This is a genomic window from Flavobacterium sp. AED, from assembly GCF_000812945.1.
Classification (GTDB): Bacteria; Bacteroidota; Bacteroidia; order Flavobacteriales; family Flavobacteriaceae; genus Flavobacterium.
The window spans coordinates 343863-359287 of the sequence record NZ_JSYM01000003.1; the positions used below are offsets into that span (position 1 = coordinate 343863).

The window sequence follows — 15425 nt, forward strand, 5'->3', positions numbered from 1 at the left end:
TTAACGAAAACGTTATAATTTTTTCACAAACAAAACATTTAAGCTATTTTAAGAATTTATTTTTACATTATCTGTTATTTTTTTTCATTCCATTAAAATAAAAACAACCAAATCTACATCACTTTGACCAAAAATTAGCAATGCAAATTTTAAACTAAAATAAATTAATTTTAAGGAATAAATTAATCAAAAATACCTCATTATCAACAATATAACCTAACTTTATATTCATTTTTCAAAAGCTATAAACACACTCCATATCGGAAATTTTTTAATTAGAAATTTTGACAATTCAATCTATAAATTAAAAAAATAAAAATGTAATGGAAACTTTAAAAAACCGTAACAATTTAATCAATTCTAGTGAAATTGTAGAATTATTGAACAAAACATCTTCTCCATTGGAAAATACAACAGATTTAGATCCATTAATCGATTCTATCGGAGACGCTAAATATGTCCTTTTAGGCGAAGCCTCACATGGAACACACGAATATTATACCTGGAGAGCTAAAATCACGCAACGACTAATAAAAGAAAAAGGCTTTTCTTTTGTAGGAGTCGAAGGCGATTGGCCCGATTGCTATCGTGTGAATCGATATGCAAAAGGATATTTAGATTCGGGAAAAGATATCTACAGCGTCATGAATGAATTTAAAAGATGGCCTACATGGATGTGGGCAAATTGGGAAACTGCAGCATTCATAGATTGGCTCAAGATTTACAACGAAGATCTATCCGCTGATAAGAGAATAGGATTTTATGGTTTAGATGTGTACAGTTTTAGAGAGTCAATGAACTCAATCATTCTCTATTTAGAAAAGAACGACCCTAAAGCACTGGCAGTTGCAAAAACAGCCATGAAATGCTTTGAGCCTTACAACAGAGATGAAGGCCAAACTTACGCCAGAGCCTCTTCATTCGTACCGGAATTATGTGAAAAGGAAATCCTGCACCTGCTGACGGAAATAATAAAAAATGTCCCCAACTACAATCATGATCCGGAAAATGTTTTAAGCACGGAACAAAACGCATTCATTGCCAGAAATGCCGAAAAATATTATCGCGCTATGATAAAAAGAGGTTCAGCCTCTTGGAATATTCGGGACGAGCACATGGTTTCAACTATAGAACGGCTTATGAAATTTCATGGGAAGGAGGCGAAAATAATCGTTTGGGAACACAACACCCACATTGGCGATGCACGTGCTACAGAAATGTCCTCCGAAGGCATGGTAAATGTGGGTCAGTTAGTACGAGAACAACATTTGAGCGATGGAGTTGTCGCCGTAGGATTTGGATCTTATAAAGGAAGTGTGGTTGCCGGAAGAGAATGGGGTGATTCCATGCGAAAAATAACAGTTCCGGAAGCTGTTGCAGGAAGTTGGGAACATGCTTTTCATCTTGCTGGCGAAGGAAAAAATAAATTAGTATTACTGAATAAAATAAAAGACGAAAAATGCCTTTCTTCTTATATTGGACATCGTGCCATCGGAGTAGTTTATAATCCAGAGCATGAAAGATTCGGAAATTACGTTCCTACAATACTACCAGAAAGATACGATGCCTTTATTTTTCTCGATGAAACAAGCGCACTACACCCGATACATATTCAACCGAATGGACACGAAATTCCCGAAACCTATCCTTTCGGCATGTAAGTTTACATCATTCAACAAAAAAAGGGTTTGACTTTTAATTAAGTCAAACCCTTTTTAAATTTCTAAACTATATTGAATGGTATTCCAATTTTAGCCTTTTATGTTTTCAATAAATTGATCGAATAAATAAGACGAATCATGTGGCCCAGGACTTGCTTCCGGGTGGTACTGAACAGAGAAACAATTTTTGTTTTTCATACGCATACCTGCAACAGTTCCATCGTTTAAGTGAAGATGTGTGATTTCCAAGTCAGGATGATTATCCAACTCTTCTTTATTTACGGCAAATCCATGATTTTGAGAAGTAATCTCTCCTTTTCCGGTAATGATGTTTTTCACAGGATGGTTTATTCCTCTGTGACCGTTAAACATTTTATAAGTTGAAATTCCGTTTGCCAGACCAATAACTTGATGCCCGAGACAGATTCCGAATAAAGGTTTATCGTTTTCAAGAATTTCTTTTGCAACTTGAATAGCACCAGAAAGAGGTTCAGGATCACCAGGTCCATTAGATAAAAAATAGCCATCTGGATTAAATGCAGCTAGATCTTGGTAAGATGAATCAAAAGGGAATACTTTGATGTAGCAATCTCTTTTAGCAAGGTTACGAAGGATATTCGTTTTAATTCCTAAGTCAAGCGCAGAAATTTTATAGGTTGCATTCTCATCACCAAAAAAATAAGGCTCTGTAGTAGAAACTTTAGAAGCTAATTCTAAGCCTTTCATGTCTGGTACTTTTGACAATGCGATTTTTAATTCTTCGATTGGTGTTTCATCTGTACAAATTACAGCATTCATAGCACCATTGTCACGTATGTAGCTTACCAGCGCACGTGTATCAACATCAGAGATACAAATAAGGTTTTGTTTTATAAAATAGTCTTCCAAACTCCCTGAAGCACCTTCGCGAGAATAATTGAAGCTAAAGTTTTTACAAACTAAACCAGCTATTTTAATACTTTTTGATTCAACTTCTGAATCGTTTACTCCGTAGTTCCCAATATGGGCATTAGTGGCTACCATTAATTGACCAAAATAAGAAGGGTCAGTAAATATTTCTTGGTAACCTGTCATTCCTGTGTTAAAACAAACTTCACCAAAAGTAGTTCCACTGATTCCAATAGATTTACCATGGAATATGGTTCCGTCACTTAATAGAAGAATTGCTTTTTGTCGTGTTGTATATTTCATTCTTTGGTTTCTATTATTTTTTTAATAGTCTCATGTAACTCGAAAAAACTCGTTTCATGTGTAGTTAAATATTGTGCAAATTTAATTCTTTAAAACAATGGATGCAATGTTTTTTAAAATTTATATTTTAAAACATAAAACACCCATTATATCTAAAAAAATATAGCTTTTGAACTCTCGATTGTATCTTATTGAAACTTCATATAAAACAAACGTTCTAAATTAGCCCTGATTACTTCACTTACCTCTGTTTTTCATAGGAGTTCAGTGATCTTCGTTTGAAGCGGTATCCTTTTTCTTGTTATTCGAACGAAGAAAGAAAACAAGAAAAAGATATAGCGAAAAGCAGGTCAAAAGTTCCTCTAAACATATAATATTATGCTCCTGAAATTAAAAAAAATCAAAAAAAAAGGATAAACTAGTATTAGCTTATCCTTGATTTTTATAGAATGATTATTTTCATAATTATTCAGCAGTGTCTGTAGTTGTTTCAGTTTCAGCAACTGGAGCTTCAGTAGCTTCATCAGCTTTCTTAGCTTTACCACCACGACGGCTTTTTGCTTTTTTAACTTCTTTTTTACCACCATTGTAAAGTTCATTGAAATCTACTAATTCGATCATTGCCATATCAGCATTATCTCCTAAACGATTTCCAACTTTAATGATACGAGTGTATCCACCTGGACGGTCTCCTACTTTAGCCGCTACGTCTCTGAACAAGTCAGTTACCGCATATTTGCTACGTAAGTAAGCAAAAACGATACGACGATTGTGAGTCGTATCTTCTTTTGATTTTGTTATTAAAGGCTCAACAAATTGTTTAAGCGCTTTTGCTTTAGCAACAGTAGTGTTAATACGTTTGTGCTCGATAAGAGAACAAGCCATATTAGCTAACATAGATTTTCTATGTGCAGTCTGTCTGCTTAAGTGATTGAATTTTTTTCCGTGTCTCATTGCTTTATGAAATTTAATCCGCCAAGGCGGATTAGATTATTCTTTATCTAGTTTGTATTTTGCTAAATCCATACCGAAGTTTAAATTTTTAACTGCAACAAGCTCATCAAGTTCAGTTAAAGATTTTTTACCAAAATTACGGAATTTCATTAGGTCATTTTTATTGAACGATACTAAATCACCAAGTGTATCAACTTCAGCCGCTTTCAAACAATTTAATGCTCTAACAGAAAGATCCATATCAACAAGCTTAGTTTTAAGCAATTGTCTCATATGTAATGACTCTTCATCATAAGATTCTGTTTGTGCAATTTCGTCAGCCTCGAGTGTAATTCTTTCGTCAGAGAACAACATGAAATGGTGAATTAAAACTTTTGCAGCTTCAGTAAGGGCATCTTTTGGATTTATTGATCCATCAGTTTTTATTTCAAAAACTAATTTTTCATAATCTGTTTTTTGCTCTACACGGAAGTTTTCAATCGCATATTTTACATTTTTTACCGGAGTAAAAATTGAATCTGTAAAAATAGTTCCAATTGCAGCATTCTGTTTTTTGTTCTCTTCAGCAGGAACATATCCTCTACCTTTTTCGATAGTTAAATCGAAATTAAGTTTGATTTTACTATCTAAATTACAGATAACTAGTTCTGGATTCAAAACTTGGAAACCTGAAATAAATTTTTGAAAATCACCAGCTGTTAATTGATCTTTACCTGAAACAGAAATAGTAACTGATTCATTATCTATATCTTCAATTTGACGTTTGAAACGTACTTGTTTAAGATTAAGAATAATTTCGGTAACGTCCTCAACAACTCCTGAAATAGTAGAAAACTCATGATCTACACCTTCAATGCGAACAGATGTAATTGCATAACCTTCTAATGCTGAAAGCAAAACTCTTCTAAGTGCATTACCAACAGTCAATCCGTAACCAGGTTCTAAAGGTCTAAATTCAAATTTACCTTCAAAATCGGTTGAATCGATCATGATAACTTTATCGGGCTTCTGAAAATTAAATATTGCCATAAATTTCGACTAAGTCAATTATTATTTGTTGTACAACTCTACGATTAATTGTTCTTTGATGTTTTCTGGAATTTGAAGTCTAGCAGGAACAGTTACAAAAGTACCTGATTTAGTTTCGTTATTCCAAGTAATCCATTCATAAACATGACTTGAATTTGATAAAGAACGTTCGATAGCTTCTAATGATTTAGATTTTTCACGAACTCCAACTACATCACCTGGTTTCAAGTGGTAAGAAGGAATATTTACATTTTCTCCGTTTACAGTAACATGTCTGTGTGATACGATTTGACGAGCACCACGTCTAGAAGGAGCAATACCCATTCTAAAAACAACGTTGTCTAATCTTGCTTCACACAATTGTAAAAGAACTTCACCAGTAACACCTTTAGTTGCTGATGCTTTTTCGAATAAGTTTCTGAATTGTTTTTCTAATATTCCGTAAGAATATTTAGCTTTTTGCTTTTCCATTAACTGGACAGCATATTCAGATTTTTTTCCTCTTTTTTTAGCCATCCCGTGTTGTCCAGGTGGGTAATTTCTTTTTTCGAAAGCTTTATCGTCTCCGAAAATTGCTTCGCCAAATTTACGAGCGATTTTGGTTTTTGGACCAGTATATCTTGCCATTTTAAAAAATTTAAGGTAGAGATTATGAATTCAGGTCATATCCTCCGATAATCTATGTCCTACCTATGTTATACTATAAATATTGTTTTGAGTATTAAACTCTACGTCTTTTAGGAGGACGACATCCATTGTGAGGCATTGGAGTAACATCGATAATCTCAGTTACTTCAATTCCACCGTTATGCAAAGAACGAATAGCAGACTCACGTCCGTTTCCTGGTCCTTTTACATAAACTTTTACTTTTTTAAGTCCAGCTTCAAGAGCTACTTTACTACAATCTTCTGCTGCCATTTGGGCTGCGTATGGAGTGTTCTTTTTAGAACCTCTAAAACCCATTTTACCAGCTGAGGACCAAGAAATAACTTCACCTTTTTTGTTAGTCAAAGAAATGATGATATTGTTAAAAGTAGCAGAAATATGAGCTTCTCCCGTTGATTCAACGATAACTTTACGTTTTTTTGCAGTTGCTTTAGCCATATTACTTATTATTTAGTTGCTTTTTTCTTGTTGGCAACAGTTTTTCTCTTACCTTTTCTTGTTCTAGAGTTGTTCTTAGTTCTTTGTCCTCTTAATGGAAGACCAGTTCTATGACGGATACCTCTATAACATCCAATATCCATTAAACGTTTGATGTTTAAAGAAACCTCAGAACGTAATTCTCCTTCAATTTTGAAAGCTGATACTGCTTCACGAATTGCTCCGATCTCATCATCATTCCAATCTTGAACTTTTTTATCTTGGCTAACTTGAGCTTTTTCTAAAATCTCAATAGCTCTACTGCTTCCTAATCCGAAGATATAGGTAAGTGCTATAACACCTCTCTTATTTTTTGGGATATCTACCCCTGCTATTCTTGCCATAATTATCCTTGTCTTTGTTTAAATCTAGGATTCTTTTTGTTTATTACGTACAATCTCCCTTTTCTTCGCACAATTTTGCACTCGGGACTTCTCTTTTTTACTGAAGCTCTAACTTTCATTTTGAATATCCTTTAATATCTATAAGTAATTCTTGCTTTTGACAAATCGTAAGGGCTCATTTCTAGTTTCACTTTATCACCAGGTAATAATTTGATGTAATGCATACGCATTTTTCCAGATATATGGGCGATTACAATATGTCCATTTTCTAACTCTACACGGAACATCGCATTTGATAATGCTTCAATGATTGAACCGTCTTGTTCTATTGCTGATTGTTTTGCCATAAGTTAAGCTACTGCTTTTCTATTTTTACCACTCTTCATTAAACCATCATAATGCTTGTTTAACAAGTATGAATTGATTTGTTGAATTGTATCTATGGCAACACCAACCATAATTATTAATGAAGTACCTCCAAAAAACATTGCCCAAGATTGTTGAACATCCATAAGACTCACAACAATTGCTGGGAACACAGCTATTAAAGCAAGAAATAAAGATCCTGGAAAAGTTATTAAAGACATCACTTTGTCAAGAAAATCAGAAGTTTCAACTCCAGGTCTAACACCAGGAATAAAACCACCACTTCTCTTTAAATCATCAGACATTTTATTAGTAGGAACTGTAATTGCAGTATAAAAGAAAGTAAATACAACAATTAAAGTTGCAAAAACAAAATTATACCAAAATCCAAACATATTACTAAAAGCGCCAACAATTGATTGTGATGCATCTGATTTAGATAAACCTGCCACTGCAGCAGGAATAAACATAATCGCTTGAGCAAAGATGATAGGCATAACTCCAGAAGCATTAAGCTTCAATGGAATCCATTGTCTATTACCACCCATTAAATCTTGTTCATAATCCCCTGAAGACGTACGACGAGCGTACTGAACAGGTATTTTACGAACAGCCATAACAAGCAATACACAAGCAATAATAACTAATAACCAAATGATAATTTCAATAACCAATAACATTGGTCCACCGTTATTATTTGTAACTCTGGTTGTAAATTCTTGAATAAACGCCTGAGGCAATCTAGCCAAAATACCAACCATAATCAACAATGATATACCGTTACCAATACCTTTGTCAGTAATTTTTTCTCCTAACCACATGGCAAATATTGTACCAGTAACTAAGATTATTACTGAAGAAAATAAGAATTCAAATGAATTAAATCCTAACAAAAATGCACTACTAGGCAAAGTTCTATACAAATTATAAATGTATGTTGGACCTTGAACCAAAGTAATACCTATTGTCAGCCAACGGGTAATTTGATTAATCTTCTTTCTACCACTTTCTCCGTCATTTTGAAGTTTTTGTAAATATGGAATCGCAATTCCCATTAACTGAACAACAATAGATGCAGAAATATATGGCATTATACCTAAAGCAAAAACTGAAGCTTTAGAGAAAGCACCTCCTGTAAACATGTCTAAAATAGATCCAATACCATTTTTGGTTTGGCCAGCTAAACTGTTTAATTGAGTTGCATCAATTCCAGGAAGCGTAACGTGTGCTCCAAAACGATAAACTAAAAGAAGACCTAAGGTGATTAGGATTCTATTTTTCAGTTCCTCAATTTTCCAAACATTACTTAATGATTCAATAAATTTCTTCATCTTAATAGAAAAATTATATTGTTACAGCTTCTCCACCAGCAGCTTCAATAGCAGCTTTTGCAGTAGCAGTAAATTTGTGAGCGGTTACTTTTAATTTCGCTGTCAATTCTCCTCTTCCTAAAATCTTAACGATTTCATTTTTAGTAGCTAAACGATTAGCAACATAAACTGTCATATCAACAGAATCTGTTATCACACCATTATCTACTAATAATTGAAGTGTATCAAGATTAACACCTTCGTATTCTTTACGATTGATGTTTGTGAAACCAAACTTAGGCACACGTCTTTGAAGTGGCATTTGACCACCTTCAAAACCAATCTTTTTAGAATAACCAGAACGAGATTTTGCTCCTTTGTGACCTCTTGCAGAAGTACCACCTTTTCCAGAACCTTCTCCTCTACCTAATCTTTTATTTTGATTGTGTGTAGAACCTTCAGCAGGTTGTAAGTTACTTAAATTCATAACAGTATTTGTTATTTAGTTTCTTCAACAGAAACTAAGTGTTTAACTTTATTTATCATCCCAAGGATTGTAGGGTTTGAATCATGCTCTACAACTTGTCCCATTTTACGTAGACCTAAAGCTTCTAATCCTCTCTTTTGAGTAAGAGGACAGTTGATTTTGCTTCTAACTTGTTTTACTAATAATTTAGCCATAATTTCCTTGAATTAACCTTTAAAAACTTTTTCTAAAGAAACGCCTCTTTGTTTTGCAACAGTATAAGCACTTCTCATTTGCAATAAAGCATCAAAAGTTGCCTTAACTACGTTGTGAGGATTTGATGATCCTTGTGATTTAGATAATACATCATGAATTCCTACTGATTCAAGAACTGAACGAACAGCTCCACCAGCAATAACTCCAGTACCATGAGAGGCAGGAATTAAGAATACACGTGCACCACCAAATTTACCTTTTTGTTCGTGAGGAACTGATTGACCATTCAAAGGAATTTTAACTAAATTTTTCTTAGCATCTTCTACTGCTTTCGCAATTGCTTCAGAAACATCTTTAGATTTTCCTAATCCGTGTCCAACCACTCCATTTTCATCACCTACAACTACAATAGCAGAAAAACCAAAAGCTCTACCTCCCTTTGTAACCTTAGTAACACGATTTACACTCACCAAACGATCTTTTAATTCAAGACCACTTGGTTTTACTAACTCTACATTCTTGTATTTACTATTAGACATACTATATTAGAATTTAAGTCCAGCCGCTCTTGCGCCTTCCGCTAATGATTTAATACGACCGTGATATAAATAACCTCCTCTATCGAAAGTTACTACGTCAATCCCAGCTTTTAAAGCTTTTTCAGCAACTAGTTTTCCAACTGCTGTAGCAACTTCAATGTTCGTACCGTTACCTATTTCTTTTTCTCTTGAAGAAGCCGCCAATAAAGTAACTCCGTTTACATCATCAATAAGTTGAGCGTAAATTTCTTTGTTACTTCTAAATACAGAAAGTCTTGGATTAGTAGCAGTACCACTAATTGTTTTTCTAATTCTGAATCTAATTCTTTGTCTTCTTTCAGGTTTTGTTAATGACATAATCTTATTTTTTAAGCTGATTTACCTGCTTTTCTTCTTAATACTTCACCTACGAATTTAACACCTTTTCCTTTATACGGCTCTGGCTTACGGAAACCTCTGATTTTCGCAGCTACCTGACCTAAAAGTTGTTTGTCAAATGATGTTAATTTAACGATTGGGTTTTTACCTTTTTCAGATATAGTTTCTAAAGTTACTTCTGGAGCAATTTCTAAAACAATATTGTGAGAATATCCAAGAGCTAAATCTAACTTTTGTCCTTGATTTGAAGCTCTATAACCAACTCCAACCAATTCTAAAGATTTTGTAAAACCTTCATTTACACCAATAATCATGTTATTGATTAAAGATCTATATAAACCGTGTTTTGCTCTTTGATCTTTATGATCAGACGATCTGTCTACTTGAACTGAATCGCCTTCAACTGTTACAGTAACGTCCGAAAACTCCTGTGTAAGTTGACCATTTTTTCCTTTTACTGTAATAATACCATTTGCAACTTCAACAGTTACACCAGCAGGGATTACAACCGGATTTTTACCTATTCTTGACATCTTCTACTATTTTAATGATTAGTAAACGTAACAAATTACTTCACCACCAACATTTAACTGTCTGGCTTTCTTTCCTGTCATCAAACCTTTTGATGTAGAAACAATAGCAATTCCTAATCCGTTAAGGATTCTTGGAATAGATGAAGAACCTGAATACTTACGTAAACCTGGTTTACTAATTCTTTGGATATCTTTAATTACGGACTCTTTAGTATCTTTATCATACTTCAAAGCAATTTTGATTGAACCCTGTACAGCGTTGTCTTCAAATTTGTAACTCAAGATATAACCTTGATCAAATAAGATCTTAGTTATTTCTTTTTTTAGATTAGATGCAGGAATTTCAACAACTTTGTGGTTTGCAGCCACAGCGTTACGAACTCTTGTCAAGTAATCTGCAATAGGATCTGTATACATGTGTATTAATTTGCGGTTTTGGTTTTCAACAAACTATTTGCCGAACCTGAAACCAATTTATAAATGTTTATGATACAGACAAAACGTAAGTTAAGTCTGTATCAGGACGCAATAAATTACGTCTTACCAAGATGCTTTTTTAACACCAGGTATCAATCCGTTATTTGCCATTTCACGAAATGTAACACGTGAAAGACCGAATTGACGCATATACCCTCTTGGCCTACCTGTTAATTTACAACGATTGTGCAAACGAACTGGTGAAGCATTTTTAGGTAACTTTTGCAAACCTACGAAATCTCCAGCTTCTAACAAAGCTTTTCTTTTCTCAGCATACTTAGCTACTGTTTTTTCTCTCTTAACCTCGCGGGCTTTCATTGATTCTTTAGCCATGTCTTAATTCTTTTTAAAAGGTAATCCTAATTCTGTCAATAGAGACTTTGCTTCTTTATCTGTTTTTGCACTAGTTACAAAAGAGATATCCATTCCTGAAATTTTGTTTACTTTGTCAATATCAATTTCCGGGAAAATGATTTGCTCCAAAACTCCAAGGTTGTAATTTCCTCTTCCGTCAAAACCAGTAGCTTTAATACCACTGAAATCTCTTACACGTGGCAAAGCTGAAGTAATAAGTCTATCTAAAAACTCATACATTTTTTCTCCACGCAAAGTAACTTTTGCTCCAATAGGCATCCCTTTTCTCAATTTGAATGACGCAACGTCTTTCTTTGAAATTGTAGATACTGCTTTCTGTCCAGTGATCTTTGTTAACTCATCAACTGCATAGTCAATTAGTTTTTTATCAGATACAGCTGCACCAACTCCTTTACTTAAAACGATTTTTTCCAATTTTGGAACTTGCATTACGTTTACGTATCCGAATTCCTCTTTAAGAGCAGCAATTACTCTGCTCTTATATTCTTCTTTTAGTCTAGGTATATACGCCATTACTATAGTACTTGATTAGATTTTTTTGAAAATCTTACTTTCTTATCTCCTTCTACTCTAATACCAACTCTAGTTGTTTCCTTAGTTTTAGGATCAATTAAAGAAATATTAGATATTTGTATAGAAGCTTCTTTCTTTACGATACCACCTTGAGGGCTTTTTGCACTAGGTTTCGTATGTTTTGAAACCATGTTTACACCTTCAACAATCGCTTTGTTTTTCTCACGGTACACACGTAATACTTTACCTTCAGCACCTTTATGGTCTCCAGCAATTACTCTTACAATGTCACCTGATTTTATTTTTAGCTTTATCATCTTAAAAACGAATTAAAGCACTTCTGGTGCTAATGATACAATTTTCATGAATTGTTTTTCACGAAGTTCTCTTGCTACCGGACCAAAAACACGAGTTCCTCTCATTTCACCAGCAGCATTCAATAACACACATGCGTTGTCATCAAATCTAATGTATGAACCATCGGCTCTTCTTACTTCTTTTTTGGTACGTACAACAACTGCAGTTGAAACAGCTCCTTTTTTAACGCTTCCGTTAGGAGCAGTATCTTTGATAGAAACTACAATCTTGTCACCAACAGAGGCATACCTTCTTTTGGTACCTCCTAAAACACGGATAGTTAAAACTTCCTTTGCTCCAGTGTTATCTGCTACTTTTAGTCTTGATTCTTGTTGTACCATAATTATTTAGCTCTTTCTAGGATTTCAACTAACCTCCAACATTTTGTTTTACTCATAGGACGCGTTTCGCTAATCCTTACAGTATCTCCAATGTTGCAGTCGTTCTTTTCGTCGTGTGCGTGATACTTTTTAGTTTTCAACACGAACTTACCGTATAATGGGTGTTTAACTTTACGCACTTCAGCAACAACAATAGATTTATCCATTTTGTCCGAAGTAACAACACCAACTCTTTCTTTTCTTAAATTTCTTTTTTCTTCCATCTTTCAGCAGATTACAATTATTGCAACTCTCTTTTAGTAAGTTCCGTAGCTAATCTTGCAACTGTTCTTCTTACACTTCTAATTTGAAGTGGGTTCTCAATTGGAGAAATAGCGTGAGCCATTTTTAGGTCGGCATATGCCTTCTTAGTCTGGCTAAGTTTTTCTTGCAACTCCGCTGCAGAAAGATCTTTTATTTCTGATTGTTTCATAATATAATATAAATTATGCTTCGAAATCTCTAGCAACGACGAATTTAGTTTTTACTGGAAGCTTTTGAGCTGCAAGACGTAACGCCTCTTTTGCAACTGACAAAGGTACTCCTCCAACTTCAAACATAATTCTTCCGGGTTTAACAACAGCTGCCCAATATTCAACGGCACCTTTACCTTTACCCATACGTACCTCAAGAGGTTTCTTAGTGATAGGTTTGTCTGGAAATATTTTGATCCATAATTGTCCTTCTCTTTTCATAAAACGAGTTGCAGCAATACGTGCAGCTTCGATTTGACGAGAGGTTAAGAACATTCCATCTTCATGTACAGATTTAATACCAAACATTCCATTAGAAAGTTCATGTCCTCTTTGAGAATTTCCTTTCATTTTACCCTTTTGTACCTTACGGTATTTTGTTCTTTTAGGCTGTAACATTTTTCTTTAGTTTAAAAATTTACTTTCTTTTACGAGCGTCTGGTTTTCCACCTTTATTAAAAGGTTTTCTATCTCCTCTAGGAGAATCGCCACCTTTACCACCACCAGTTCCGGATTGTTTTTTATCCATTCCTGCAAGCGGGGAAAGATCTCTCTTTCCATAAACTTCACCTTTCATGATCCATACTTTGATTCCCATTCTACCATAAGTAGTATGAGCTTCAGCCAAAGCATAATCAATGTCAGCTCTGAAAGTTGATAGAGGAATTCTACCTTCTTTGAAACCTTCTGAACGAGCCATCTCTGCACCATTCAAACGACCAGAAATCAAAACTTTGATACCTTCAGCGTTCATACGCATAGAAGCAGCAATAGCCATTTTGATTGCACGTCTGTAAGAAATTCTGCTTTCGATTTGACGACAGATGCTTGTAGCAACTAGATACGCGTCAAGTTCAGGTCTTTTAATTTCAAAGATGTTGATTTGAACCTCTTTGTCAGTAATTTTCTTAAGTTCTTCTTTCAACTTGTCTACCTCTTGTCCACCTTTCCCAATAATAATACCAGGTCTTGCAGTAGTGATAGTAACGGTTACAAGTTTCAAAGTTCTCTCGATGATTACTTTTGATACACTAGCTTTTGATAAACGAGCGTGGATATACTTTCTGATTTTGTGATCTTCGGCAAGTTTATCACCGTAATCATTTCCACCATACCAGTTTGAGTCCCATCCTCTGATGATACCAAGTCTATTTCCAATTGGATTTGTCTTTTGTCCCATGCTGCTTAAGAATTGCTTTGTGTGTTATTGATAGCTCCAAGCACGATTGTTACGTGGTTAGAACGTTTTCTTATTCTGTGTGCTCTTCCTTGTGGAGCTGGACGAAGTCTTTTCAACATCATACCACCATCTACACGGATTTCCTTAACAAATAAACCAGCTTCTTCCATATTAGCTTCAGGGTTTTTAGCTTGCCAGTTGGCAATTACAGATAAAACCAATTTTTCTAATTTTCTTGAAGCTTCTTTAGAACTGAATCTTAAGATGTTAAGTGCTCTTTCTACCTTCTGACCTCTTACTAGATCTGCTACTAAGCGCATTTTTCTAGGTGAAGTAGGGCAGTTATTTAACTTTGCAAAAGCCAATGACTTGTTAGCCTCTTTTCTTGCATCTGCTGTTTCTCTTTTACGAACTCCCATTGCTTCTTATTTTTTACCTTTATTTTTTGCTCCAGCATGACCTCTAAAAGATCTAGTTGGTGAAAATTCTCCTAATTTGTGACCTACCATGTTTTCTGTTACGTAAACTGGTACAAATTGACGACCGTTATGAACTGCGATAGTTTGCCCAACAAAGTCTGGAGTAATCATAGAAGCTCTAGACCATGTCTTAACAACTCCTTTATTCCCACCTGCAATGTTTTCTTGAACTTTCTTGTCTAACTTATAATGAACGAAAGGTCCTTTTTTTAATGAACGTGCCATATCTTATTATTTCTTTCTACGTTCTACGATATACTTGTTACTCGGGTTTTTCTTAGAACGAGTTCTATAACCTTTAGCTGGTATTCCATTTCTTGAACGTGGATGTCCACCAGAAGAACGTCCTTCACCACCACCCATTGGGTGATCGACAGGGTTCATTGCAACAGGTCTTGTTCTAGGTCTTCTTCCTAACCATCTTGTTCTACCAGCTTTTCCTGATACAACTAATTGGTGATCTGAATTAGAAACCGCTCCAATTGTAGCCGAACAAGTCAACAAGATTAATCTTGTTTCTCCAGAAGGCATTTTAATTGTCGCATATTTTCCATCTCTTGCCATTAATTGAGCAAATGTTCCAGCAGAACGAGCGATTACAGCCCCTTGTCCTGGTCTCAATTCGATACAAGAAATTACAGTTCCAAGTGGAACTCTACTTAAAGGTAAAGTATTACCAATCTCAGGTTGAGATTCTGGACCAGAAACTAATTTCTGACCAACTTTCAATCCGTTTTGAGCAATAACATACGTTTTCTCTCCATCAGCATACGCCAACAAAGCGATAAATGCAGTACGATTTGGATCATATTCAATTGATTTAACCGTAGCAGGAATTCCTTCTTTTGTACGTTTAAAATCAATGATACGATATCTCTGCTTGTGACCACCACCCGTATAACGCATGGTCATCTTTCCTTGACTATTTCTACCACCAGAGTTTTTTATCGGCGCTATCAAAGAGCGTTCCGGCTTATCAGTTGTAATGGCGTCATAACCATTCACAACTCTAAATCGCTGACCTGGGGTAATAGGTTTTAATTTTCTTACTGACATTTTA

At 34.8% G+C, this 15425-nt stretch carries 27 protein-coding genes; 1 reads left to right on the forward strand and 26 read right to left on the reverse strand.

The features are described 5' to 3' along the window. The first annotated feature begins 323 nt into the window (after positions 1-323). Entirely contained in the window at positions 324-1661 is a 1338-nt protein-coding gene (locus OA85_RS13035; RefSeq protein ID WP_082014170.1) for an erythromycin esterase family protein, read from the forward strand. Between the two features lie 90 nt (positions 1662-1751). Here OA85_RS13035 and carA read toward each other — a convergent pair whose 3' ends face one another. The 26 genes from carA to rplB form a co-directional block, all read right to left on the reverse strand. Beyond that, positions 1752-2852, reverse strand: coding sequence for a glutamine-hydrolyzing carbamoyl-phosphate synthase small subunit (carA, locus tag OA85_RS13040; protein ID WP_039110213.1), 1101 nt, complete (start codon positions 2850-2852; stop codon positions 1752-1754). Between the two features lie 465 nt (positions 2853-3317). Beyond that, positions 3318-3806, reverse strand: coding sequence for a 50S ribosomal protein L17 (gene rplQ / locus OA85_RS13045; RefSeq protein WP_035668085.1), 489 nt, complete (start codon positions 3804-3806; stop codon positions 3318-3320). Positions 3807-3842: 36 nt separating this feature from the next. Further along, positions 3843-4835, reverse strand: coding sequence for a DNA-directed RNA polymerase subunit alpha (locus OA85_RS13050; RefSeq protein ID WP_039110214.1), 993 nt, complete (start codon positions 4833-4835; stop codon positions 3843-3845). Between the two features lie 21 nt (positions 4836-4856). Then, positions 4857-5462 carry a 30S ribosomal protein S4 gene (gene rpsD / locus OA85_RS13055; RefSeq protein WP_039110215.1) on the reverse strand — a complete coding sequence of 202 codons (606 nt, stop codon included), beginning with the start codon at positions 5460-5462 and terminating at the stop codon, positions 4857-4859. Between the two features lie 94 nt (positions 5463-5556). After that, positions 5557-5940, reverse strand: a complete 384-nt coding sequence (rpsK, locus tag OA85_RS13060; protein WP_024981527.1) for a 30S ribosomal protein S11 — start codon at positions 5938-5940, stop codon at positions 5557-5559. An 8-nt stretch (positions 5941-5948) separates the two neighbouring features. Beyond that, positions 5949-6323, reverse strand: coding sequence for a 30S ribosomal protein S13 (gene rpsM / locus OA85_RS13065; RefSeq protein ID WP_039110216.1), 375 nt, complete (start codon positions 6321-6323; stop codon positions 5949-5951). A gap of 2 nt (positions 6324-6325) precedes the next feature. Continuing rightward, positions 6326-6442, reverse strand: a complete 117-nt coding sequence (gene ykgO / locus OA85_RS17240) for a type B 50S ribosomal protein L36 (protein ID WP_008992256.1) — start codon at positions 6440-6442, stop codon at positions 6326-6328. A gap of 12 nt (positions 6443-6454) precedes the next feature. Further along, positions 6455-6670, reverse strand: coding sequence for a translation initiation factor IF-1 (infA, locus tag OA85_RS13070; RefSeq protein ID WP_007136545.1), 216 nt, complete (start codon positions 6668-6670; stop codon positions 6455-6457). 3 nt (positions 6671-6673) lie between these two features. Next, the gene (gene secY / locus OA85_RS13075; RefSeq protein WP_039110217.1) at positions 6674-8020 is read right to left on the reverse strand and encodes a preprotein translocase subunit SecY; all 1347 of its coding nucleotides are present in this window, start codon (positions 8018-8020) and stop codon (positions 6674-6676) included. A 13-nt stretch (positions 8021-8033) separates the two neighbouring features. Then, positions 8034-8486: a 50S ribosomal protein L15 gene (rplO, locus tag OA85_RS13080; protein WP_039110218.1), complete on the reverse strand. Its 453-nt coding sequence runs from the start codon at positions 8484-8486 to the stop codon at positions 8034-8036. 11 nt (positions 8487-8497) lie between these two features. Beyond that, on the reverse strand, positions 8498-8680 hold the full coding sequence (gene rpmD, locus OA85_RS13085; protein WP_035668100.1) for a 50S ribosomal protein L30: 183 nt from the start codon (positions 8678-8680) through the stop codon (positions 8498-8500). 12 nt (positions 8681-8692) lie between these two features. Continuing rightward, a complete protein-coding gene (gene rpsE / locus OA85_RS13090) occupies positions 8693-9220 on the reverse strand; it encodes a 30S ribosomal protein S5 (RefSeq protein ID WP_035668102.1) in 528 nt (175 codons plus the stop codon). Positions 9221-9226: 6 nt separating this feature from the next. Then, positions 9227-9577, reverse strand: coding sequence for a 50S ribosomal protein L18 (gene rplR, locus OA85_RS13095; protein WP_039110219.1), 351 nt, complete (start codon positions 9575-9577; stop codon positions 9227-9229). An 11-nt stretch (positions 9578-9588) separates the two neighbouring features. After that, positions 9589-10131 (reverse strand): 50S ribosomal protein L6, encoded by a 543-nt coding sequence (gene rplF / locus OA85_RS13100; protein WP_039110220.1) that lies wholly within the window; start codon positions 10129-10131, stop codon positions 9589-9591. 18 nt (positions 10132-10149) lie between these two features. Further along, the gene (rpsH, locus tag OA85_RS13105; protein ID WP_039110221.1) at positions 10150-10548 is read right to left on the reverse strand and encodes a 30S ribosomal protein S8; all 399 of its coding nucleotides are present in this window, start codon (positions 10546-10548) and stop codon (positions 10150-10152) included. A 123-nt stretch (positions 10549-10671) separates the two neighbouring features. Continuing rightward, on the reverse strand, positions 10672-10941 hold the full coding sequence (gene rpsN, locus OA85_RS13110) for a 30S ribosomal protein S14 (protein ID WP_007136553.1): 270 nt from the start codon (positions 10939-10941) through the stop codon (positions 10672-10674). 3 nt (positions 10942-10944) lie between these two features. Then, the gene (gene rplE / locus OA85_RS13115) at positions 10945-11496 is read right to left on the reverse strand and encodes a 50S ribosomal protein L5 (protein ID WP_035668110.1); all 552 of its coding nucleotides are present in this window, start codon (positions 11494-11496) and stop codon (positions 10945-10947) included. A gap of 2 nt (positions 11497-11498) precedes the next feature. Then, positions 11499-11813 carry a 50S ribosomal protein L24 gene (gene rplX / locus OA85_RS13120; protein ID WP_035668111.1) on the reverse strand — a complete coding sequence of 105 codons (315 nt, stop codon included), beginning with the start codon at positions 11811-11813 and terminating at the stop codon, positions 11499-11501. Between the two features lie 12 nt (positions 11814-11825). Further along, complete coding sequence (gene rplN, locus OA85_RS13125; RefSeq protein WP_026717863.1) at positions 11826-12194, reverse strand: 50S ribosomal protein L14; 369 nt, start codon at positions 12192-12194, stop codon at positions 11826-11828. 2 nt (positions 12195-12196) lie between these two features. After that, complete coding sequence (gene rpsQ / locus OA85_RS13130) at positions 12197-12457, reverse strand: 30S ribosomal protein S17 (RefSeq protein WP_039110222.1); 261 nt, start codon at positions 12455-12457, stop codon at positions 12197-12199. A 17-nt stretch (positions 12458-12474) separates the two neighbouring features. Beyond that, positions 12475-12666, reverse strand: coding sequence for a 50S ribosomal protein L29 (gene rpmC, locus OA85_RS13135; protein WP_035668115.1), 192 nt, complete (start codon positions 12664-12666; stop codon positions 12475-12477). Positions 12667-12679: 13 nt separating this feature from the next. Next, a complete protein-coding gene (gene rplP / locus OA85_RS13140) occupies positions 12680-13105 on the reverse strand; it encodes a 50S ribosomal protein L16 (protein ID WP_007803637.1) in 426 nt (141 codons plus the stop codon). 19 nt (positions 13106-13124) lie between these two features. Further along, positions 13125-13886, reverse strand: a complete 762-nt coding sequence (rpsC, locus tag OA85_RS13145) for a 30S ribosomal protein S3 (RefSeq protein WP_039110223.1) — start codon at positions 13884-13886, stop codon at positions 13125-13127. A 5-nt stretch (positions 13887-13891) separates the two neighbouring features. Continuing rightward, on the reverse strand, positions 13892-14305 hold the full coding sequence (gene rplV, locus OA85_RS13150; protein WP_035668120.1) for a 50S ribosomal protein L22: 414 nt from the start codon (positions 14303-14305) through the stop codon (positions 13892-13894). A gap of 6 nt (positions 14306-14311) precedes the next feature. Continuing rightward, positions 14312-14590 (reverse strand): 30S ribosomal protein S19, encoded by a 279-nt coding sequence (rpsS, locus tag OA85_RS13155; protein WP_007136562.1) that lies wholly within the window; start codon positions 14588-14590, stop codon positions 14312-14314. Between the two features lie 6 nt (positions 14591-14596). Then, positions 14597-15421, reverse strand: a complete 825-nt coding sequence (gene rplB, locus OA85_RS13160; RefSeq protein ID WP_035668122.1) for a 50S ribosomal protein L2 — start codon at positions 15419-15421, stop codon at positions 14597-14599. Positions 15422-15425 lie beyond the last annotated feature (4 nt).